Source organism: Paenibacillus macquariensis (genome assembly GCF_900156375.1).
Taxonomy (GTDB): Bacteria; Bacillota; Bacilli; order Paenibacillales; family Paenibacillaceae; genus Paenibacillus_AQ; species Paenibacillus_AQ macquariensis.
In genome coordinates this window covers 1-21,708 of the sequence record NZ_FTNK01000007.1, presented here as the reverse complement: position 1 = coordinate 21,708, position 21,708 = coordinate 1, and the positions used below count along the sequence as shown (strand labels likewise).

Here is a 21,708-nt window from a genome sequence, read left to right as displayed (position 1 = left end):
GTATAACAAAGAAATGGATATCATCTCATAAAAGATGATATCCATTTCTTTATCTGTAAATATGGTTTTTTTTTCATAATTCAGATACAATAATGATGAAAAAAGGATTCGATGTTTTCTGACCTGATGGCATTTTGGAGAAAAGAGGGTGTGAGATGTCTTTCAAAAGAGATGTGAAGTTAGGACTGTTAATTATCATCGCGGGTATTGTCATTTTGTTAGGGAAACTTGGCGTATTTGGTTTTCTTGGTCGTTCCCTCTGGCCACTGGCCATATTAATTCCAGGGCTCCTTTTGCAAGCTCTATATTTCAATCGTCGTGGTCAGTCAATCCTTCTTATTCCGGGCGGAGCTTTAACGGTATGGGGACTACTCTTTGGGATATGTAATATATGGGGCTGGGGTTTAATGTCTCATTTGTGGCCTGCGTTGATCCTTGGTGTAGCCGTAGGACTATATGAGTACTATGTATATGAGAATCCACGATCAAGTATCGCTTTATGGGTATCAAGTATTCTTGGATTGTTTTCACTTGCCTTCATTCTTTTGAGTCTGATGAAAACAGGAGTATTATACATTTTAGCGATTGTTCTTATGGCTTTCGGACTCTGGTTGATCTTGAGAAGAAAGTCATCAACGAAAAGTAAATGGTAATTATTTAACTGTATAAACTTGAATCATTTTCAAGAAAAAAACTTGATTATTTCAGAAAAATCATTATAATATAAAAGATATGTTGAAGCGTCGGCATTATCGCCTGGCGCTTCTTTTGTGAGACACGTTGTATAATGAATTAGAGACCTAAGAATGAAGGGATATGGATATAAACCATGCAATCAAGAGATCAGATTCGCAATATTGCGATTATAGCCCACGTTGACCACGGTAAAACGACACTAGTCGACCAATTACTACAGCAATCGGGGATTTTCCGTGAGAACGAACAAGTGCAAGAGCGCGCAATGGATTCCAATGATTTGGAACGTGAACGCGGAATTACCATTCTAGCTAAAAATACGGCAATTACGTATAAAGATTTCACAATTAACATTATGGATACACCTGGTCACGCCGACTTTGGTGGAGAAGTAGAACGTATTATGAAAATGGTTGATGGCGTATTGTTGGTAGTTGATGCGTACGAAGGTTGTATGCCACAGACTAAATTCGTATTGCGTAAAGCACTCGAATCCAATGTAACTCCAATTGTTGTTGTCAATAAAATTGACCGTCCAGCAGCTCGTCCTGAAGAAGTTATTGACGAAGTATTGGACTTGTTTATTGAACTTGGCGCAACTGATGAGCAGTTGAATTTCCCAGTTGTGTATGCATCTGCGTTGAACGGTACATCAAGTATGGTTCCAGAGAAACAAGACGAAACGATGCTTGCTTTGTATGAAACGATTCTTGAACATATTCCAGCACCAACTGAGAAAATGGATGAGCCTCTTCAATTCTTAGTAACGTTGATGGATTATAACGAATATATGGGTCGTATTGCGATCGGTCGTATCAATCGCGGTATTATCAAACAAGGACAATCCGTAACAGTTATTATGCGTGATGGAACAAGTAAAACTGCTCGCATTGAGAAATTGTTTGGATTCCAAGGATTGAAACGTATTGAGATTGAAGAAGCAGGGGCAGGAGATATTGTTGCAATTGCCGGTATTAAAGATATTAACATCGGAGAAACAATTGCAGATCCAAATAATCCAGAAGCATTGCCTGTTCTTAAAATTGATGAGCCTACACTACAAATGACTTTTGTTGTAAACAACAGTCCTTTTGCTGGTCGTGAAGGTAAATGGGTTACTTCCCGTAAATTACGTGAACGTCTATATAAAGAATTAGAAACAGATGTTAGTTTAAGAGTAGATGATACTGAAACACCGGAAGCATTTATCGTTTCAGGTCGTGGTGAACTTCACCTTACGATTCTAATCGAGAACATGCGTCGTGAAGGATTTGAATTACAGGTTTCTAAACCTTCCGTTATCGTAAGAGAAATTGACGGGAAGAAGAGCGAGCCGATTGAACGTCTAATGATTGATGTTCCTGAAGAGAGTATGGGAGCTGTTATGGAGAGTCTTGGCCAACGTAAAGCAGAAATGGCTAATATGATCAATACAGGTTCAGGTAACGTGCGTTTGGAATTCCTAATTCCAGCTCGTGGACTTATCGGATACCGTACTCAATTCCTTACACTAACTCGTGGATATGGTGTCATGAACCATGCTTTTGATAGCTATGGTCCTCTTGTATCTGGTCAAGTTGGTGGACGTAGTAAAGGTGTATTGGTTTCTAGTGAGAACGGAAGCTCCACATTATATGCTATGATTGGTATTGAAGATCGTGGTACGCTATTCGTGGAACCAGGTACTGAGATTTATGAAGGTATGATCGTTGGTGAGCACACACGTGATAGTGATATCGTCGTTAACGTATGTAAAGAAAAAGCTGTGAATAACATTCGTTCTGCGAATAAAGAAGATACGGTGAAAATGAAAACACCAATTATCTTCTCTATGGAACAAGCTTTGGAATACTTGAATGAGGATGAGTTATGTGAGATCACTCCTAAATCAATTCGTATGCGCAAGAAGATATTGAATAAGAGTGAACGTGAACGCGCTGATAAAAACCGTAAAATGGCAAATTCAAATTAATATTAATATTTAAGTTAAGTGCCCCATTATGAAGGGAGTGAAACTTACATGCAGGTATGGTTTGCAGAACATCCTCTTGTTGCTTATATTGTTATCTTTGTACTAATCACTTATGTTTACAACAAAGTATTTCGTGTACATCAGAAGTTACCTTTGTTGAAGGAGATAATATTGTACATGTTGATGGCAATGGGTTCCGGTATGCTTCTCATTTTTCAACATGATAAGCTACCGATCATTCAATGTCTGTTAGTGGCCGTTGGATTGATGCTCCTGGTACGTATTCGCTATTTCGTAGAGGGTAGGCAGAAGAAGAATGCTGATCCCTCTGCGAAGTAAGTGTGAATATTACCCCTTAATGGGGTAATTTTTTTTAACTAATAATAATGAAAAAGGTGTTCAACATGAGTCCCAGTAATTCTCACCTTCCTCCCAGAAATCGTGGTGGAGTAGTCAAACAACCGAGATTGCCACAGAAGAAGAAAAAGAAGAAAAGTCCTTTTAAATCTTTTTTGAAATTTATATTAATTGTCATTATTGTGGTTATTTTGGCTGTTGCTGGTTATGTAGGCTGGTTGGCACTCAAGGTGGATGATACCATTCTTAATACAGGTGTTGACACTCCAGTAGCGCCTGAAGCCTCTGCCAAAGTTAAACCGATTACGATGCTTCTTCTAGGAACGGATTATCGTCCGAAGACAGGAACTCATCTGACAGATGTTATGATGGTGGCGACTTTTAATCCGGATACGAAATCGGCTACGGTCGTTTCGATTCCAAGGGATACAAGAATTGATTTGGACGGATATAAGGTGAGGAAAGCTAACGCTTATTATCCTACTTTTCTGGAAGCGGAGAAAAGGTCTGGTATTACGGCTCAGGATGAAATGAAGCAGATGTTTACTAAGTATTTGGGTTTACCGATTGATTACGTTACAGTTATTAATTTCCAAGGATTCAGTGACGTTGTTGATGCACTGGGTGGTGTTGACGTTAATATAAGTATGGATATGTGTTATAAGGATACAGCAGATGGGACTGATATTGATCTTAAGAAGGGTCCTGCTGAACTGAAGGGTGAAGATGCACTAGGTTATGTCAGATATCGTCATTCTGGACCTGGGTGTAAGCCTAGAACGAAGGAGTCTGACGATTTCAGTCGAAATGAGCGTCAAAGCGAAGTGCTTCACGCGTTAATTGATCAGATGCAAACCTTCAGTGGTGCGACCAAGATTGGTAGTGTACTTGATGCCGTCAAAGATAACATGGAGACGGATCTCGAGAAGACTCAACTCAAGAACATCATTGCTACCTATTGGAATATATCTAAATCTAATGTGAAGTTTGTTCCAGTGACTGGAGAATGGAAGAGCCCATTCGTTTATATTAACGATGACGAATTGGATAACGCCAAACAAGCATTAATGAATGAACTTGCAGGTAAGTCTATAGAAACATTGGATCAGAGCACAAATGATACAAATCCGTAAACTTGGATGCAATTTTTATCCTGTGGTATAATATAATAGAATATAATGAATTGAAGCGTATAGGAGGTATGGTTCTATGTCCGGAACCGTCACACAAATGACAGAGACTTTATTAGCGCAATTGAAGTCTGAAACATTTGTTTTGCTGAGCACCGTCGATGCAGAGACTGGAGGACCTACGTCCAGTGCTATATCATGGGTTTATGCGTTAAATGCCTCCACATTACGGATTGCGATTGATCATCGCTCTCGGTTAGTTGAGAACATCAAGAGTAATCCCTTGGTGACTATCACTGTGTTTGGGGAAGGGACGGTACATGCTATGAATGGTAGAGCAGCAATAGCATTAGATCTGTTACCTAACATTCCCTTTAAATTGTGCTGTTTCGACATCAGTATAGAAGCCGTGCGAAATGCATTGTTTTATGGTGCACAGCTCTCTTCTGCCCCTCAATATATTAAAACCTATGACCAGCGTGCTTCAGAGAAGCTGGACGGACAAGTATTTTCTGCCATGCAAAAAGCCTAGTGAGCAATCACTAGGCTTTTTTTATTATTTTTGGTTATGTGAAGATGGATGAGATTTTTGTGTGGATTTAGTTGATTTAGTGGCGGGTGAATTTTGTTGAGTTTTGACGTCCTCAGGCAATTGAGGGACAATTCTTCCCATAATATCTGCGAGTTCTGAAGTGAATCCAGAAACGGGGTGTCCTTGTCGAATGTGGTTACCAATTTCGGCGATACGATGAGACAAATCCATGTCAGCGGTAACTAACGATTTCAATCCGCGAGGATCATGTGAAAGTGCTTCAGCAACCGAATATTTAATTGTACCTACGCGTGAGCGGGTCAAACTACCTTCTACGTCGATACCAACAACAGCGGTGTTTCCTATAACGACGCAATGGGCTTTTTTAACACCTGGTACTCTTTCTGCTAAAGCCTCCAAATGACTTTTCACGGATTGGTCTTTTACACCCGTATTCGCATTAGATTTAATAGACAGGGTGTTCGTGTTTTGATTCTGAGGAGAGGGTGATGCATTCTTATTAGCAGTACCACAACTTGTCAATAGAGACATGGTTAACAGAAAGCATAGACATAATCGCATATGTCATCCGTCCTTTCACGGAAATAGTCATTGCTGAATCTTTAATACGTACCTTTATCATGTCCTGGACGGACAAATTTATGTATCCATTATAAATGCGCTTTGGAGGGGTTACGATGAAGAAAATTTACGTATTGGATACTAATGTACTGCTACACGATCCCAATTCAATCTTTACCTTCGATGAACATCAAGTGATCATACCGGCTGTTGTTCTAGAAGAGATTGATTCCAAAAAGCGTAATGCAGATGAAATCGGACGCAACGCACGTACCGTATCGAGGCTACTTGATGGACTTAGAGAGCATGGACATTTGCATAGTGGTGTAAATTTGCAAAATGGTGGGAGTCTGAAGGTAGAACTGAATCATCGTAGTTTTCTTAAAGTGCAGGAGATGTTCGGAGAATTAAACAATGATAATCGAATACTGGCCGTTGCACTGAACTACCAATTGGAAGAAGAGGAAAAAGTAGAACCTTCCTCCGTAGTGATTGTTAGTAAAGATGTATTAGTTCGGATTAAGGCGGATGTACTGGGATTAATTGCAGAGGATTATCTCACGGATCGGACAGCGAGTGTAAGCGATCTTTATACGGGTTACTTAAACATCAAAGTCCACCCATCGATCATTGATGAATTTTATAGCTATCGCTTCCTACCCATCAACACGCTTCAGTTAACCTATCCACTATATTCTCACGAGTTCGTGATTCTAAAGGATGAAATGGGTAGTGGTAAATCGGCTCTTCTTAAAGTGAATGCTGAATGCACTCGGCTTGAACCACTCTATTTGAGTAATGAACCGGTCTGGGGACTGAGTGCCCGTAATGCTCAGCAACGTATGGCTTTGGAATTACTTCTCAACGATGATATTCCATTAGTCACTATTACGGGAAAGGCGGGTACAGGTAAGACGTTAGTTGCATTAGCTGCCGGTCTTTCTAAGGTGGAGGATGAACATAAATATAAAAAACTACTCATTGCTCGCCCTGTAGTGCCAATGGGAAAAGATATTGGTTACCTTCCAGGGGAGAAGGATGAGAAGCTAAGACCATGGATGCAGCCCATTTATGATAATTTAGAATTTTTATTTGAAACGAAACGATCAGGTGACATTGACAAAATATTAATGGGTCTAGGTAGTATTCAAGTGGAGGCACTCACGTATATTAGAGGTCGATCCATACCTGCCCAATTTATCATTATAGATGAAGCGCAGAACCTATCTAGGCACGAGGTTAAGACCATTGTTTCTCGTGCAGGGGAAGGAAGCAAGGTTATATTGATGGGCGACCCTGAACAGATCGATCATCCTTATCTAGATGCCACCAGTAACGGATTAAGCTATCTTGTGGAACGGTTCAAAGAAGAGAAGATCAGTGGTCATATTACGTTGGAAAAGGGAGAACGCTCTAAGTTAGCACAACTCGCAGCAGATTTATTATAGGTTATATTTCCCGAGAAATAAGCTAGTCCATATTTCATGTGTATATTCTTAATGGAACTATCCCTCAAGGGTCTGTATTGACCTAAGGGACTAGTTCCATTTGCGTTTTTTAGTAAAAATATAAAATAAAGGTAGGACAAAGTCACTATATATTTGCTAAAATAAGGGTATATGGTTGTGAGAAGGAGATGGAGACAATGAAACGGAAGAATTACTGGTTACTATTTGCGATTCTACTGCTATCTTTAACAAGTTTGTCTCCAAGTCTTGATTTCACACAGAGAAATTCAAAGAATAATAAGAATAATACATCTAGTCCCGAATCTTTGGATTTGCAAAATAAGGAATCTAGTGATCAACCTATTACAATCTCGGTACAATTGAGTATAGATGACTTTAATAAGCTTGAAATTATGAATAAACGTTTTGTTAAAGAAACAGGGATTCAAGCTGAACTTACTAATATGCCTGAAGGTAATGCGTATGATGAGGTTTCTAAATCTTTGGCGATAAGAGAAAGCCCGGATGTTCTATTAATGGAAAGTGAATGGGTTAAGACCTTTGCTGCCAAGGGTTATTTGCTGCCTGTTGAATCTTACCGTAAAAGTACTCCTGGAAGTAATGTCTTACGTTCATTACTTGATTTAGTCGAGTGGAATGGTTATCAATGGGCTACACCGTTTGATATGAATCCTTATGTGTTAGTATGGCAGTCGGAGTTGTTAAATAATAAGGGGATAAGGGTATCTCCAAGCACGAATGAACAATGGATTAAGTTGTTAAATATACAAATGGAAAGAAAGGGGAAACTTCTGCTTGGTATTGAATCAGACCAACCGTATGCGCTAGCTGCTTTGATTGGTAGGATGAGCGGGGATATTTTACAACCAGAGGATCATCAACTAACGTGGATTGAGCAGGCGCTCCCGTATATGTATCTTGTGAATACAAACAATAAACAGCAAGCGTTGCAATCCTTCATGGATGGTGACATGTTAATGTACCTTGCCCCGTACTCAGAAACCGTGACATGGAATGATGGATTAGGAGTTGATTTTCCTGAACATTTCTATGGTAAATCACCATCATTTTTGCGGAGTCGTTCATTTGGGGTATCTTCACAGTCTTCATTGACAGAACAGGCGTCAGAATGGATTGCTTATATGACAACCTATTCCAATCAAGAGGAATGGTTCAACGAGACAAATCGATTGCCTTCTTTGAGTGCAATTTACGAGAACCCTATAACGGATTCTTTTGATATACCATTCCGGTTAGATGTATTACATGAGCTAAACAGCGAGGAAAATCATTCTAAGCAATTAACCAACAATGAATTGAAAGAACTAGCCATTCATGTTAATCAATTGCTTACAGGTGTAATAAAAGTTAGTCAATTTAAAGAGGCAATGTTAGGTAAGGAAACAAAGGTGATAAAGTAGATTAGATAAGGACTGATCATTGCTTGAGCTACATAGATAATTTCAATGTGATGTTTAAGAGGTTTTTAGAAGTTTTCACTTCGGTTGCTTTGACAAAAGATATGAGTTTGTGTGGATAAAAACCTAGATCAAATTCTTCTTCAAGTGCACGACAGGTCGTATCAGGTAGTTCTAATTTGTTAAATATTAACTTGGATACATGGAACATAATCCCATTCTCGGGATCGTTAACAATACTATATCTCCCCTCTATCCTGATGGATACCTCACCACTTTGTCCAGAAGCAGAGATTACATCATCGTCGAAATGAAAAGAAAAGTTATTAAATAGATCATCTTTGGAACGAAGAAATGTATTTAATTGATCTTCTGTAATATTAATGGTGTAAGTTGAACCTTTCGCTTGAATAATGCCTTTTGTATTCTGAACAAATTCAGGTAAATCTTTCATAGCCGAAGAAAGTGCTCTGAAATGGCGTTTGACCTCGTATAACCCTACGTTTTCCCAATATAGCGTGAATTCATTCATCATCTTTTGCATAGCCTCTGGATCACTGCTGGTTTGGAGACTGCCATCTACTGATTGCTGAAGAGCGAGCACTCGTTCTCGCTGCTTTATCAAATTGTTCTTCATTTCCTCAAGTTCAACAGAATTTCGGGCTATTTTTTTTTGCATTATTTCTAAATTGGCATATTCTGACTGATATGTATTTAGAATATCTTTATCATTATTCATGATGATTTCATAATAGCCATAGATGATGAGAAGTCCACTTATATTTTTGACAGAAAGAAAACCTGAGTATAGAAAATCTCGTTCACCCATGTAATAAGAACGTACAATGGCTCCTGCACGATCTTGTTTGTCTTTGATTTGATTACGCTTCTGAAGAAGTTCTATTTTTAATTCTTCTTGTTCCATCGCCATTTCTGTTTGACGTTGACTGATACGCTCGATTTCACTGTCTATTTCCACAATAGATAGACTTTTCTCAAGCATTTGGCGAGTCTCTTCATCCGGTGGCACAACAGGGTCTGCATAGATTATTCCATGAGGGTGGAGTGAAGAGTATAGAAGTAAGGTTAAAAGCATACACAAAATAATGAATCGACTTTTTGATCCTTTCAAGCGTATTCCCCTCCCTTGTGTATTTGTAACTATATGTATATGTCATTCATTTTAGTTATTATAACTTGTATTTTAACAGACTCTAGTGTTAATGAATTCAAAATTCACCAAAAAACGATCCTTTTGTCCATAAAAGGACCAAAGAATCGTTCTCTTGTGTAACTAATAAAACTTAGACTGGCATATCCATTACAAATACAGTCCAATAGCTAAATCCTGTAAAGGTCACAATCATGTAGGCCCAAAAGAGAAGCACATAGGTTCTCTCCGTGAATTTTAAATAGCCCAAGATTACAAAAAAGGCGGTCTGAAGAAAAAACAATAACGCCATTTCAACCAAATCACCGGCAAATGCCATAAGTCCGATTGCTAATGTGAAAAAACCTAGAACTCGAAACATGCGTCCCACAAATCATATCCCCTTCCATATGTACGGTCAACCTTATATATGCTCCATTATAGCGGTTTCGGAAATATGTGTAAATGATGAAACGTAAATTTTTTCAAATTTTGTGACTATTGTTATAGAAGAATTTGTATAACATTTGATTATTCTACATGGATTCTGGTTGCCTGTGTATGGCTGTTCAATAAATTGGTAATACAAAATAGTATCAAATAGATTCTATGAACTCTATGAGAGGCATAGAAATGAATTAAGCAGCTTTTATACCTCATGCATTGCCGGATAAATCTGGTTAAGAAGATGGTTATTTTAGGACGTTGTTAGGAGGGTTTGGTTGCATGACAGCCGTAAGACAGGACGCATGGAGTGTAGATGATGATCTTATTTTGGCAGAAGTAACTTTGCGCCATATTCGTGATGGCGGTACGCAGTTGTCTGCATTTGAAGAAGTTGGTGAAAAAATCGGGAGAACTTCAGCAGCCTGCGGATTTCGATGGAACAGTTGTGTCCGTAAAAAGTATGACGAAGCGATTAGTATTGCTAAAGCGCAGCGTCAGAAGCGTAGTTACTACAAGAAGCAGCCTTCCGTAGTGGGATTACAGGTTGCAAGCTTAATGAAAGTGGAAGAAGACAGTAATTACTATAAGGTTGAAGGTATAAGCGAAGAAACACTATCTATGGAAGCGGTCATTCGATTCTTAAGGCAGTGGAAGGGAACTGTTCAGGAAAATACCAGACAGTTAAAAATGCTTGAGAAAGAACTTCGTGAGAAGGATGAAGAAGTAGAACACTTACGCCTCATTAATGAGAGATTGTCCAAACAAGTTAATGAGGTTCAGACGGATTATCGGGTTGTGAATGATGACTACAAGGCATTGATTCAGATCATGGACCGCGCAAGACGCTTGGCCTTCTTGAATGAAGAAGAGGAAGAAAGTAAATCTAGATTCAAAATGGACGCTAATGGGAATCTGGAACGTATCGATTAACTATATAGATCGAACTAAAGATGAAGCCTCATATTCATGATCTTCTTTAGGAAATGATTGAATTAGTGAGCGGAAACTTTAGTTCAATCTATATAGCAATTCTTATCTAACAAAATACCCCGTACAGAAGTCGTCTATGACAATCTGTACGGGGTATTTTGTAGTTCCTTCCTAATGCTATAATAGGCGGGAAGCGAACAGATCATGGAATGGGGATAGGCAATGAGAATTGATATTATTGGTGGAGGTTCATTAGGTCTACTCTATGGTGGGAAGTTAGCATCTGAAGGGAATCAAGTTCGTATTTGGTGCCGAAGTATGGATCAAGTTCTTTCCTTAAGAACGGAAGGTCTACATATGACTAGTGTGGAGAATTTGGATGCATCTTCTGTAGATCCTATACAAATAGAGGCAGATGTATTGGATCATTTCACGGAAGGGTGGAAGAGAGATCCTGCTGAGTGGATATTTCTTATGACGAAGCAAAAAGATGTAGCATACATAGGCTCACAATTGCTCGCAAAGATGGACAAGAGCACTCTGAAGGCGACCCACGGAATGATTTGTTTCCAGAATGGAACGGGTCATATTGAGCTATTACACTCATTATTACCCCAATGGCATATCTATTCAGCAATCACAACGGAAGGAGCCAAAAGAGTATCTTACAACAAGGTGTTCCATGCGGGTCGGGGTGTAACTAACTTTGGTCAAGTAACAGATGAGAAATTTCAGAAGGAGGATCAGAATCGAAGAGAAAGTGAGAATAGTTTGATATATGAGCTTAGAAAAGCAGGATTTGCAAGTGATTTGTCGAATAAAATCGTTAACCAGATTTATCGTAAATTATTAATTAACGCATGTATAAATCCGTTAACTGCTCTGTGGCGAATACATAATGGAGAATTGCTGGCAACGCAAGCAAGAGTGGATATGATGAGAAACCTCTTCTTAGAAGGTACTGCAGTATATGATGCGTGCGGAATATATTGGGATCATAATTTGTGGGATCAGATTATGAGCATATGTGTATCCACTTCTGCAAACACCTCTTCTATGTTACAGGATATACTTGAAGATAATCCAACGGAAGTGAAATGGATTAATGGGAGTATCGTAACTCTAGCTGATAAGAAAGGCCTAGTTGCTACGTATCACAAGTCTATGGTGGAGTTAATACAAGGAATGAGTACAAAGGAGGGATAGAATGTTGGACTTACTACGTAATTCTTTTATCATGTTTAGTATTCTTCCATTTTTTCCATTTATATTAGTGTTTTTTATTTACCTCAAGTGGAAGGATAATAAACGTGATGCCTTGTTGATGGCAATGGATGTTACTACGGTATTTCTAATTGTGTCTGTATCAGCACTATTCAATAATATATTTGATTTGAAATTTGGGTTTTATCTTATTTTGTTATTCCTTTTAATTGCAGTAGGGATGATCGGTGGAGCACAGAATCGGATGAAAGGAAAGGTAGATGTAACAAGAATGCTTCGAGCAGTGTGGAGAATGGCGTTCGCAATTATGACATGTAGCTATATTTTATTTGCAATAATTGGATTATTTAGATACATATTTAAGTCGATGTAATGTAATGTCACACAAAACAATGAAAATTATGGAAAATCCGATGTTTTTTCAGAAAAATACAACAATTCATCAATTGTTTTGTAGATTTTTTTGACCACTGGTTGTATAATCAATAACAATAACCTAATACCACACACAACTAGGGGGAAACATCAGATGAACAAGAAACGTTTGCTAAGTATGCTTGCACTTATCTTGATTGTTAGTACTGTACTCGCGGCTTGCGGCAGTAACAACAACAGAGAAGATGGAGCATCAAACGGCGCTGGAAAACCAGCAGAAGCAAAGGAACAAGTACTTCACATTAACATGAGTGCTGAACCACCAACATTTGACCCAGGACAAGCTCAGGATAGTCAAGCTAACACGGCACTAAAACTAATGTATGAAGGTTTAGTACGTGTAGATGATGCTGGTAAAGAAGTTCCGGCAGCTGCCGAATCATGGGAAATATCCCCAGACGGATTGCAGTATAAATTTAATCTTCGTAAAGATGCAGTCTGGAGTAATGGAGATCCTGTAACAGCTAATGACTTCGTGTTTGCTTGGCAACGTGTTCTTGACCCTACAACAGTACCAGCTGCTCCCTATGCTTACCAACTAGGTTACATCAAGAATGCAATGGCTTATAATGCTAAAAAAGTTACAGACTTCTCTAAAGTAGGTATTAAAGCTACTGATGAATACACATTAGAAGTAACATTAGAAAACCCAACGCCTTACTTCTTGGGTCTAACATCCTTCTATACGTTTTATCCTGTTCACGGTTCAGTTCAGAATAATGCCGCTTGGGCGACAGACTATAAGTCTATGATCACAAATGGTGCATTTAATTTATCAAATTGGACGACAGGTCAAAAACTCGAATTCACTAAAAATGATAAATATTGGGACAAATCAAATATTAAATTAAGTAAGATTGAAGCTTCCTTGGTAGCAAGTGGTGCTTCTGAACTTTCCAGTTATAAGAGTGGACAACTAGATTTCGCGGGTGCGCCTAACGGTGAAATTCCTTCTGATTCTATTCCTACTATGGAGAAGCAATTACCTAAAGAATTCTCTAAAAAAGGTACGGCAGGTACGTATTACTATGAATTTAACGTAACGGCAAAACCATTTGATAATGTGAAGATCCGTAAAGCATTCTCAATGGCTATGAGCCGTCAAGATATCGTTGATAAGGTAACACTTGGTGGACAAATTCCTGCATTTGGTTTCGTAGCACCAGGAATTAAAGGTGTTAAAGATGAATTCCGTACCGAATACAAAGATAATTTCTTCACTGAAAACGTGGAAGAAGCTAAGAAACTGCTAGCTGAAGGTATGGCTGAAGAAGGCTACACTACGTTGCCAGAAATCACATTGATCTATAACTCCAGTGAAAGTCACAAGAAAATTGCTTTGGCAATTGCTGACATGTGGAAAAACAATCTTGGCGTAGAAGTGAAGACTGAAAACCTTGAGTGGGGTGTCTTCTTAGAGACTCGTCAAAACTTGAATTACCAAGTTGCTCGCGCGGGCTGGAGTGCTGACTATAATGATCCAATGAACTTCATGGATCTTTGGAAAACAGGTAGTGGTAATAACGATAGCGGATTTAGTAACGCTGAGTATGACAAATTGGTTAAAGATACACTAGTATCCCAAGATAACGCTGTTCGTATGGAAAAAATGGCAGCAGCAGAAAAAATTCTGATTCAAGATGAACAGGTTCTTTTGCCGATTTACTATTACAGCAATGTGTCGCTGACTAAAGAAAATGTTAAAGGTATTTCCGTTAATTATAACGGTGCAATTGACTTTTCACGTGCATACTTCGAGTAGAGTCATATTTGAAGTCTAATGGTCACTTCGGGATGTATATGTGGATAGCCCATATATATCCCGATTTTTTTATCTTGCCATGAACTATCCAAGGATTTCATTATTATGAAAATATAGTGATTAGATAAAATCCTTGTTTTATATTAAAATTATTTTCGTGTTGTAGGACTCTTATATGGAGGTGTGAATGGAATGGTACGTTATGTTGCCAATAAATTTTTCTATATGCTTATTTCGTTACTTATATTGATATCTGCAACATTCTTTCTTATGAAAGCCATTCCGGGTGATCCTTTTCAGGCCGAGAAAAAGGTATCAGCTGAAATGAAAGCTCGTCTCATGGAGCAATATGGGCTAGACAAGCCGTTGTATGTACAGTATTTCAAGTATTTGGGTGACATTGCTACAGGGGATTTTGGGATATCCATGAAGAAATTGAATCAGGATGTTACCAAAATTATATCGGACACGTTCCAAACATCGTTGAAGCTTGGTCTTGTAGCCATTGTCATAGCTGTGGTGGTCGGGGTTCTGCTCGGGATGCTTGCGGCCCTTTATCATCGAAAGTTAATTGATAATGTCGCCATGATATTAGCTGTACTTGGTATGGCTGTACCCAGCTTTGTGCTCGCTTCCTTACTTCAATATTATTTAGCTGAAAAAGCCGGTTGGTTTAATGTTCTGGGCTTTGATAAGCCGTTAGACTATGTCCTACCTGTTATGGCATTATCTGCGCAACCGATTGCATTTATCGCTCGTCTAACGAGATCAAGTATGCTTGAAGTGTTACATGCTGATTATATCAAGACAGCGAAAGCAAAAGGGCTAAACTGGTTGACTATTATGTTTAGGCATGTTATTCGTAACGGAATTCTGCCTGTCGTGACATACGTGGGTCCTATGACTGCTAACATTATTACGGGTTCTGTTGTAATTGAACAAGTCTTTGGTATTGGTGGTATAGGAAAAGTGTTCGTTGAATCGATCACAAACCGTGATTATACGTTAATCATGGGTGTTACTATTTTTTATGGTGTAATTCTGATGGTGGCTAGATTCCTAACCGATATCGCCTACGTTATGATTGACCCACGTATTAAACTATCCGGTGGAAAGGAGGGCTAACTGTTGGCTATTAATCAGACAAAGACATCTCAAGATCATGTTATATTGACGTCTGAAGACTTTCGGAAGATTGGCACCGATGAGAAAAACTCAGAGGTGATCCAAAGAGAAAGCTTGTCAGCATGGAGAGACGCTTGGCAAAGACTTCGTGAGAACAAAATTGCCATGACTGCTCTTATAATATTGGCCCTTATTATTATTGCATCTATTTTTGGACCACTGATTTCTGATTTCAACCATTACACGAATGATCTGGTGAATACGAATCAGCCTCCTTCTTCTATTCACTGGTTTGGTACAGATGAATTGGGACGTGATATGTTTGTTCGTACATGGATGGGAGCTAGAATCTCACTTATAGTTGGTCTAGCAGCTGCTCTAATTGACCTTATCATTGGCGTAATTTATGGGGGAACAATGGGGTTCTTCGGTGGTCGCGTTGATGAAATTATGAATAAATTCTCTGAAATTCTTTATTCTATTCCGTATTTGCTAGTAACGATTCTCTTGCTGGTTGTACTTGAACCAAGTCTAGGAACGATTATTCTTGCATTAACGATTACCGGATGGATTAATATGTCTTGGATCGTACGAGGCGAGATGATTCAGCTTAAAAATCGTGAGTTCGTACTAGCTTCTCGTTCTATGGGTGCTGGTAATGCTCGTCTTATATTCCGTCATTTACTTCCTAATGCGGTTGGTCCGATCATCGTCACATTGACCTTATCTGTTCCGAGTGCTATTTTCTCAGAAGCATTTTTAAGCTTCTTGGGTCTTGGTGTACAAGCACCGGTAGCTTCTTTAGGTTCGATGATCAGTGATGCTCTTACCGGATGGATGTACTATCCTTGGCGCATGTTGTTCCCTGCAATTTTGATCAGTTTGATCATGCTTTGTTTTAATATTTTTGGTGATGGTCTTCGTGACGCACTAGATCCCAAATTGAAAAAATAGGAGGTGGCACCATGGAGCCAATTTTACAAGTGAAAGACTTACACGTATCATTTCACGTAAAAGGCGGAGAAGTTCAGGCTGTTCGCGGAATGAACTTTGAGATTGGTGAGGGTGAGACAGTAGCGATCGTTGGAGAATCTGGTAGTGGTAAAAGTGTTACCGCTCAAACGATCATGCGCCTGATTCCTTCGCCGCCTTCGCGTATTAAACAAGGTGAAATCATCTTCAAGGGTGAGAACCTATTAAATAAAACTAATAAGCAGATGGAAGCCATTCGTGGTAAAGATATAGGTATGATATTTCAAGATCCAATGTCTTCCTTGAATCCCACCATTAAAGTGGGGAAACAGATTACGGAAGTCATGATTAAGCATCAAAAAATGTCTAAGGCTGAAGCTAAAGTACAAGGGATCGAAATGTTGAAACTTGTGGGTATCAAAAATGCGGAAGCGCGCTTTGATCAATATCCACATGAATTCTCTGGTGGTATGCGCCAGCGCGTTATGATCGCGATTGCGCTAGCCTGTCGTCCTGCACTTCTAATTGCGGATGAGCCTACAACGGCTTTGGATGTAACGATTCAGGCTCAGATCTTGGATGTTATGAAGGAAATGCAGCAACGTTTGGGAACATCGATCATTCTAATTACACATGATCTTGGGGTAGTAGCAGGTATGTGTGACAAGGTAATCGTAATGTATGCTGGTGAAGTGGTAGAGACTGGCACGGTCATGGAAATATTCAAAAACCCTCAACATCCATATACGAAGGGGCTTTTGCGTTCCATGCCTCGTCTGGATCAGAAAAAAGATGAGCCATTAATTCCGATTATCGGAACGCCTCCAGATCTCATTAAACCTCCACTAGGCTGTTCATTCTGTGCCCGTTGTGATGAAGCAATGAAGATTTGTGAAAGTGTTAGTCCAGATGAGACTGTATTTACTGAGTCGCACATGGCACGCTGTTGGAATCTACATCCTATGGCTCGGGAGGGTGAATCATCATGAGTCAACAACCATTAATTCAAGTCAATGGCTTGAAGAAGTATTTCAATGTAGGTAAGGGTAAAATCTTGAAGGCTGTTGATGACATTAGTTTCTCTATTCGTGAAGGCGAAACATTAGGTATGGTAGGAGAGTCTGGTTGTGGTAAGTCTACTGCAGGCCGTACGATTCTTCGATTATACGAACCTACAGCAGGTAGTGTTAATTTTGGTGGGACAGATATTTATAAATTACCACCTAACAAAATGAAAGCTATGCGTCGCGATATGCAGATGATATTCCAAGATCCATATGCTTCTCTGAACCCACGGTTCACGGTCTCTGACATTATTGGTGAAGCATTTGATATCCACAAGTTAACGGATAGCCGTAAAGAACGTAAGAAGAAGATCGAAGAGTTACTTGATATGGTTGGTCTGAACTCCGATCATGCAACTCGTTATCCGCATGAATTCTCCGGTGGTCAGCGTCAGCGTATCGGGATTGCCCGAGCTCTTGCGGTTAATCCGAAGTTTATTATATGTGATGAACCTATTTCCGCGCTTGACGTATCTATTCAGGCACAGGTTGTAAATCTACTGAAAGATTTACAGGATCGCTTGGGCTTGACGTATCTATTTATTGCTCATGATCTATCTATGGTTAAGCACATTAGTGATCGTGTGGCTGTTATGTATCTTGGGAAAATGGTTGAATTGGCTGAGAGTGATGAATTGTACAATAACCCTATTCATCCATATACGAAGTCTCTCCTATCAGCTATTCCAATTGCTGATCCAGAGATTGAGGCGAATAAGAAGCGGATTATCATGCCAGATGAGCTTGATGGACCTATCCATTCTGCTAATGGATCAAACGGAGGAAGTAAATTCAATTTATCAGAATCCAAATTAGTTGAAGTATCTAAAGGACATTGGGTCGCAACACCTTATGCTTGATTGATAGTTCAATGGGAATATTTATACCGCCGGCGAACCCGGCGGTCTTTTTGTACTTCTGTAAGTGAGACAAAGTGTTCAGAAGTTTCTTTGACTGTAACCATCATATTAGTTACAATCAAGAAAGAATTTTAGATATTATTGAAATATAAGAAGTATAGGTTTCATCTTATGCTTAATCATATATTTCTCGCTGAAACGGATACCGTCCTTATTAGGACAGAGAAGCCGTTTCTACTTGATGAATTTTATAGTGCAAGAATAGGAGGTATACCCGATGAAAGTTGTTTCTGAGCCACTACAAAGCGGCTCATCTTTGGCAGATGATTATATTCATCATTATGAGAAAGTTTCTCCCCTATACGGTGAAGATCACCACCACGATCAGACGTGGATGGATCGAATGCAGTGGTTGGATGATACAGAAGACAGACGGGTAAACCGCCATGCCTTGGTAGAGATATTGAAAGATTATAATGGGAAGTTCAATTCTCATGATGCAGTACATACATCCCTTTATATGTTAGAGAAGCCTGAAACATTGGTTGTGACGGGTGGACAGCAAAGTGGATTGTTTACCGGTTCTATGCTTGTTGTGTATAAAGCAATCACGATTATACAAACAGCGAAGGAAGCTGAGAAACGCTTGAATAGACCTGTAGTACCTGTATTCTGGATTGCGGGTGAAGATCATGACTGGGATGAGGTCAATCATACTTATTTCCTCTCAGGGGATCCACAGCAGGTGTCTAAGATTAAGATGGATAAGTATTCATCACAGCGTTCATCTGTAAGTTATAGCGCTATATCTTCCGATGAGTGGGATCGTGCTATACAATCACTCTCAGATACGTTACCAGATAGTGATGTAAAAGCTGATATTCTCACTAAGATTCAGCAATCAGCTGATACTTCCGACAATTTAAGTGATGCCTTTGCTAAGTTAATGGGCGATATATTTGGAAAGTATGGATTGGTGCTATTGGACTCAAGCGATGCCAGATTGAGGAAGCTAGAATCGCCTGTTTTTGCGTCTATGATTGAGCGCAACGATGATTTAGGCCAGGCATATCGCGCCTCGGCTGATCAGATTACATCATTAGGTTATGGGTTGCAGGCAGATGTTGCCGATGACGGTGCTAACCTATTTTATATTCATGAAGGAAATAGACTGCTCTTAGCGAAACAAGACGGTAAATTTATGGACCGTAAAGGGTTAGTTTCATTCACGAAAGAACAACTATTGGAAATGTTGGAGATGCATCCAGAACGTTTCAGTAATAATGTACTGACTCGTCCAATTATGCAGGATTCTTTGCTTCCGGTTCTTGCATGCGTGTTAGGCCAAGGAGAAATAGCTTACTGGGCCATTACACGACAAGCTTTTGAAATCATGGATGCTAAGATGCCTATATTGTTACCTAGGATGTCTTTCACTCTTATTGAGGATACACAGCAGAAATATATGGAGAAATATGGACTTTCATTTCAAGATGTACAATATCGTTTACAAGAGCGTCGGGAACAATGGCTGTCCGCACAAGACTCCTTACAGATTGATAAGTTGTTCACCACGACAAGGGAAGCTTTCGAACAATTGTATGATCCATTAATTGAACAACTAGGTAACTTACAGACGGGATTGTATACATTGGGTCAGAGTAACAAGAACAAGATTACCGACCAGATCGCTTATTTAGAAGGTAAAGCTAAGGATGCACTTGAACAACAACACGAAGCAACACTTCGTCAATGGGATCGCATAGGTACGTTGTTGTTTCCAATGGGTAAACCGCAGGAGAGAGTCTTCAATGTATATCATTATATGAATCGATATGGTCTGTCTTTGATCGAAGATATCTTAGAGAAGACAGGTGACTATTCAGAAGATCATCGTGTCATTTTATTGTAGGTACACATAAGGAGGATCATAATGAATTCTAAGTCTATTGAGAACAGTATCGTTAGAGATATGAAGTTAGCTCCTGAAGGTCACTTGAAGATTGATTGGGTAGAAGCTCATATGCCTGTGTTAAATCGGATTCGTGCACAATTTGAAGCGGAACAACCTTTTAAAGGATTAAAAGTGGCGATTTCTCTTCATCTAGAAGCAAAAACAGCTTATCTAGCAAAAGTGGTAAAAGCGGGTGGAGCTGAAGTTACTATTGCTGGAAGTAATCCACTCTCTACACAAGATGATGTGTGCGCTGCATTGGTGGAAGATGGTGTTACTGTATTAGCGAAGCATAATCCAGAGCCTGAGGAATATAAAGAAATGCTGATTCGCTTGTTAGAGACGAAGCCTGATCTTATCATTGATGACGGTGGGGACCTTGTAACGATTCTACATACAGAACGTCCTGACCTGCTTGTCAACATTCGTGGAGGCGCAGAAGAGACAACGACAGGGATTATCCGTCTGAAGGCAATGGAGAAGGATCAAATGTTGAAGTTGCCTATGGTTGCTGTAAATGATGCGTACTGTAAGCATCTATTTGATAATCGCTATGGTACGGGTCAATCGGTATTTGATGCAATCAATCGGACAACGAACTTGGTTGTAGCAGGTAAAAATGTCGTAGTTGTAGGATATGGATGGTGTGGTAAAGGGGTTGCGATGCGTGCCAAAGGTTTGGGTGCGAACGTAATCGTTACTGAGGTTAATCCTATTCGTGCTGTTGAGGCGCATATGGATGGATTCCAAGTTATGCCTATGGTCGAAGCAGCGAAGCTTGGAGACTTCTTTATAACTGTGACTGGAAATAAATCTGTTATTACAGGTGAACATTATGATGTTATGAAGGATGGAGCTATTCTTTCAAATGCTGGGCATTTCGATGTTGAAGTGAACAAACCTGAGCTTCTTATCCGTTCGAGTTCTGTTCGGACTGTTCGTAAGAATATTGAAGAATATCAATTCAAAGATGGCCGTAAAATGTACCTAATCGCTGAAGGACGTCTAGTGAATTTAGGGGCGGGTGACGGTCATCCGGCAGAAATTATGGATATGACGTTCGCATTACAGGCCATGTCTCTGAAATATGTGAATGATAATTATGAGAAATTGGGTAAACAAGTTCTTAATGTACCTTATGAGATCGATGAACAAGTGGCACGATTCAAGCTTGAAAGTCTAGGGATTGATCTAGATTCCTTGAGTGCAGAACAAGTTGCTTATTTAGATAGTTGGAATGTGCACTAAATATATATTTGGATAATTTAGCAGGCCTCCCATAATATGAAGTGACCCCTGTCAAGTAGACAATTAACAAAAAGCAATATTTAAGCAGCCTGAGTCCTGTATTCGTAGGGGCTCAGGTTGTTTAGTTTCTTTTGAAAGCGTTCATGGTTGTAGAAATGGATGTACTGCTTAACGGCGTGTTCGACCTGCTTTACAGAATGAAAAACATGAAGGTAGAAGCACTCTGCTTTAAAATGACTGAAGAAGTTCTCCATACATGCATTGTCCCAACAGTTTCCTTTCCGGGACATGCTGGCTTGGATGCTGTATCGTTTGAGCAGCTGACTATATTGGCGGGATGTATACTGGAATCCTTGGTCACTATGCAGTAGAACACCTTTG

21 protein-coding genes are annotated in these 21,708 nt (G+C 39.5%); 17 read left to right on the top strand and 4 right to left on the bottom strand.

The genetic code is table 11. The features are described 5' to 3' along the window. The first annotated feature begins 155 nt into the window (after positions 1-155). The 5 genes from BW961_RS14055 to BW961_RS14035 all read left to right on the top strand — a co-directional run bounded on the left by BW961_RS14055 (position 156) and on the right by BW961_RS14035 (position 4,687). Positions 156-653, top strand: coding sequence for a hypothetical protein (locus tag BW961_RS14055; protein ID WP_068587603.1), 498 nt, complete (start codon positions 156-158; stop codon positions 651-653). Positions 654-829: 176 nt separating this feature from the next. Then, positions 830-2,668 carry a translational GTPase TypA gene (typA, locus tag BW961_RS14050; protein WP_068587601.1) on the top strand — a complete coding sequence of 613 codons (1,839 nt, stop codon included), beginning with the start codon at positions 830-832 and terminating at the stop codon, positions 2,666-2,668. Between the two features lie 48 nt (positions 2,669-2,716). Continuing rightward, complete coding sequence (locus tag BW961_RS14045; protein ID WP_068587598.1) at positions 2,717-3,007, top strand: YlaH-like family protein; 291 nt, start codon at positions 2,717-2,719, stop codon at positions 3,005-3,007. A 65-nt stretch (positions 3,008-3,072) separates the two neighbouring features. Beyond that, on the top strand, positions 3,073-4,158 hold the full coding sequence (locus tag BW961_RS14040) for an LCP family protein (RefSeq protein WP_068587596.1): 1,086 nt from the start codon (positions 3,073-3,075) through the stop codon (positions 4,156-4,158). 76 nt (positions 4,159-4,234) lie between these two features. Continuing rightward, positions 4,235-4,687, top strand: a complete 453-nt coding sequence (locus BW961_RS14035) for a pyridoxamine 5'-phosphate oxidase family protein (RefSeq protein WP_068587594.1) — start codon at positions 4,235-4,237, stop codon at positions 4,685-4,687. Positions 4,688-4,711: 24 nt separating this feature from the next. On the opposite strand, the gene BW961_RS14030 is transcribed toward BW961_RS14035, so the two are convergent. Beyond that, the gene (locus BW961_RS14030; protein ID WP_068587592.1) at positions 4,712-5,269 is read right to left on the bottom strand and encodes a YhcN/YlaJ family sporulation lipoprotein; all 558 of its coding nucleotides are present in this window, start codon (positions 5,267-5,269) and stop codon (positions 4,712-4,714) included. 116 nt (positions 5,270-5,385) lie between these two features. Here BW961_RS14030 and BW961_RS14025 point away from each other — a divergent pair, with 116 nt between their 5' ends. Together BW961_RS14025 and BW961_RS14020 are read left to right on the top strand one after the other, a co-directional pair. Then, the gene (locus BW961_RS14025) at positions 5,386-6,717 is read left to right on the top strand and encodes a PhoH family protein (protein ID WP_068587590.1); all 1,332 of its coding nucleotides are present in this window, start codon (positions 5,386-5,388) and stop codon (positions 6,715-6,717) included. 197 nt (positions 6,718-6,914) lie between these two features. Beyond that, on the top strand, positions 6,915-8,159 hold the full coding sequence (locus tag BW961_RS14020) for an extracellular solute-binding protein (protein WP_068587588.1): 1,245 nt from the start codon (positions 6,915-6,917) through the stop codon (positions 8,157-8,159). A gap of 28 nt (positions 8,160-8,187) precedes the next feature. Here BW961_RS14020 and BW961_RS14015 read toward each other — a convergent pair whose 3' ends face one another. Together BW961_RS14015 and BW961_RS14010 are read right to left on the bottom strand one after the other, a co-directional pair. Continuing rightward, entirely contained in the window at positions 8,188-9,288 is a 1,101-nt protein-coding gene (locus BW961_RS14015) for a coiled-coil domain-containing protein (protein WP_244555958.1), read from the bottom strand. A gap of 172 nt (positions 9,289-9,460) precedes the next feature. Then, on the bottom strand, positions 9,461-9,697 hold the full coding sequence (locus BW961_RS14010; RefSeq protein ID WP_068587586.1) for a DUF2626 family protein: 237 nt from the start codon (positions 9,695-9,697) through the stop codon (positions 9,461-9,463). A 335-nt stretch (positions 9,698-10,032) separates the two neighbouring features. Between BW961_RS14010 and BW961_RS14005 the strand changes: the two genes are divergently transcribed. From BW961_RS14005 to BW961_RS13960, 10 genes are all read left to right on the top strand, one after another. Then, a complete protein-coding gene (locus BW961_RS14005; protein ID WP_068587584.1) occupies positions 10,033-10,683 on the top strand; it encodes an RsfA family transcriptional regulator in 651 nt (216 codons plus the stop codon). Between the two features lie 222 nt (positions 10,684-10,905). Further along, a complete protein-coding gene (locus BW961_RS14000; protein ID WP_068587582.1) occupies positions 10,906-11,889 on the top strand; it encodes a ketopantoate reductase family protein in 984 nt (327 codons plus the stop codon). Positions 11,890-11,893: 4 nt separating this feature from the next. After that, complete coding sequence (locus tag BW961_RS13995) at positions 11,894-12,280, top strand: DUF3397 domain-containing protein (RefSeq protein WP_170878572.1); 387 nt, start codon at positions 11,894-11,896, stop codon at positions 12,278-12,280. Positions 12,281-12,436: 156 nt separating this feature from the next. Next, on the top strand, positions 12,437-14,104 hold the full coding sequence (locus tag BW961_RS13990) for a peptide ABC transporter substrate-binding protein (protein WP_068587578.1): 1,668 nt from the start codon (positions 12,437-12,439) through the stop codon (positions 14,102-14,104). A 192-nt stretch (positions 14,105-14,296) separates the two neighbouring features. Then, positions 14,297-15,229, top strand: a complete 933-nt coding sequence (locus tag BW961_RS13985; protein ID WP_068587577.1) for an ABC transporter permease — start codon at positions 14,297-14,299, stop codon at positions 15,227-15,229. 3 nt (positions 15,230-15,232) lie between these two features. Beyond that, a complete protein-coding gene (locus tag BW961_RS13980) occupies positions 15,233-16,183 on the top strand; it encodes an ABC transporter permease (RefSeq protein WP_068587575.1) in 951 nt (316 codons plus the stop codon). A gap of 11 nt (positions 16,184-16,194) precedes the next feature. Then, positions 16,195-17,190: an ABC transporter ATP-binding protein gene (locus BW961_RS13975; RefSeq protein WP_068587573.1), complete on the top strand. Its 996-nt coding sequence runs from the start codon at positions 16,195-16,197 to the stop codon at positions 17,188-17,190. Next, positions 17,187-18,125 carry an ABC transporter ATP-binding protein gene (locus tag BW961_RS13970; protein ID WP_068587572.1) on the top strand — a complete coding sequence of 313 codons (939 nt, stop codon included), beginning with the start codon at positions 17,187-17,189 and terminating at the stop codon, positions 18,123-18,125. Before BW961_RS13975 ends, BW961_RS13970 begins: the two co-directional genes overlap by 4 nt. 277 nt (positions 18,126-18,402) lie before the next feature. Further along, positions 18,403-20,037, top strand: a complete 1,635-nt coding sequence (bshC, locus tag BW961_RS13965; RefSeq protein ID WP_068587569.1) for a bacillithiol biosynthesis cysteine-adding enzyme BshC — start codon at positions 18,403-18,405, stop codon at positions 20,035-20,037. 21 nt (positions 20,038-20,058) lie between these two features. Continuing rightward, positions 20,059-21,327 (top strand): adenosylhomocysteinase, encoded by a 1,269-nt coding sequence (locus BW961_RS13960; RefSeq protein WP_068587568.1) that lies wholly within the window; start codon positions 20,059-20,061, stop codon positions 21,325-21,327. 80 nt (positions 21,328-21,407) lie between these two features. Here the strand turns inward: BW961_RS13960 and BW961_RS31930 are convergent, their stop codons facing one another. Continuing rightward, entirely contained in the window at positions 21,408-21,581 is a 174-nt protein-coding gene (locus BW961_RS31930; RefSeq protein ID WP_082867297.1) for an IS3 family transposase, read from the bottom strand. Positions 21,582-21,708 lie beyond the last annotated feature (127 nt).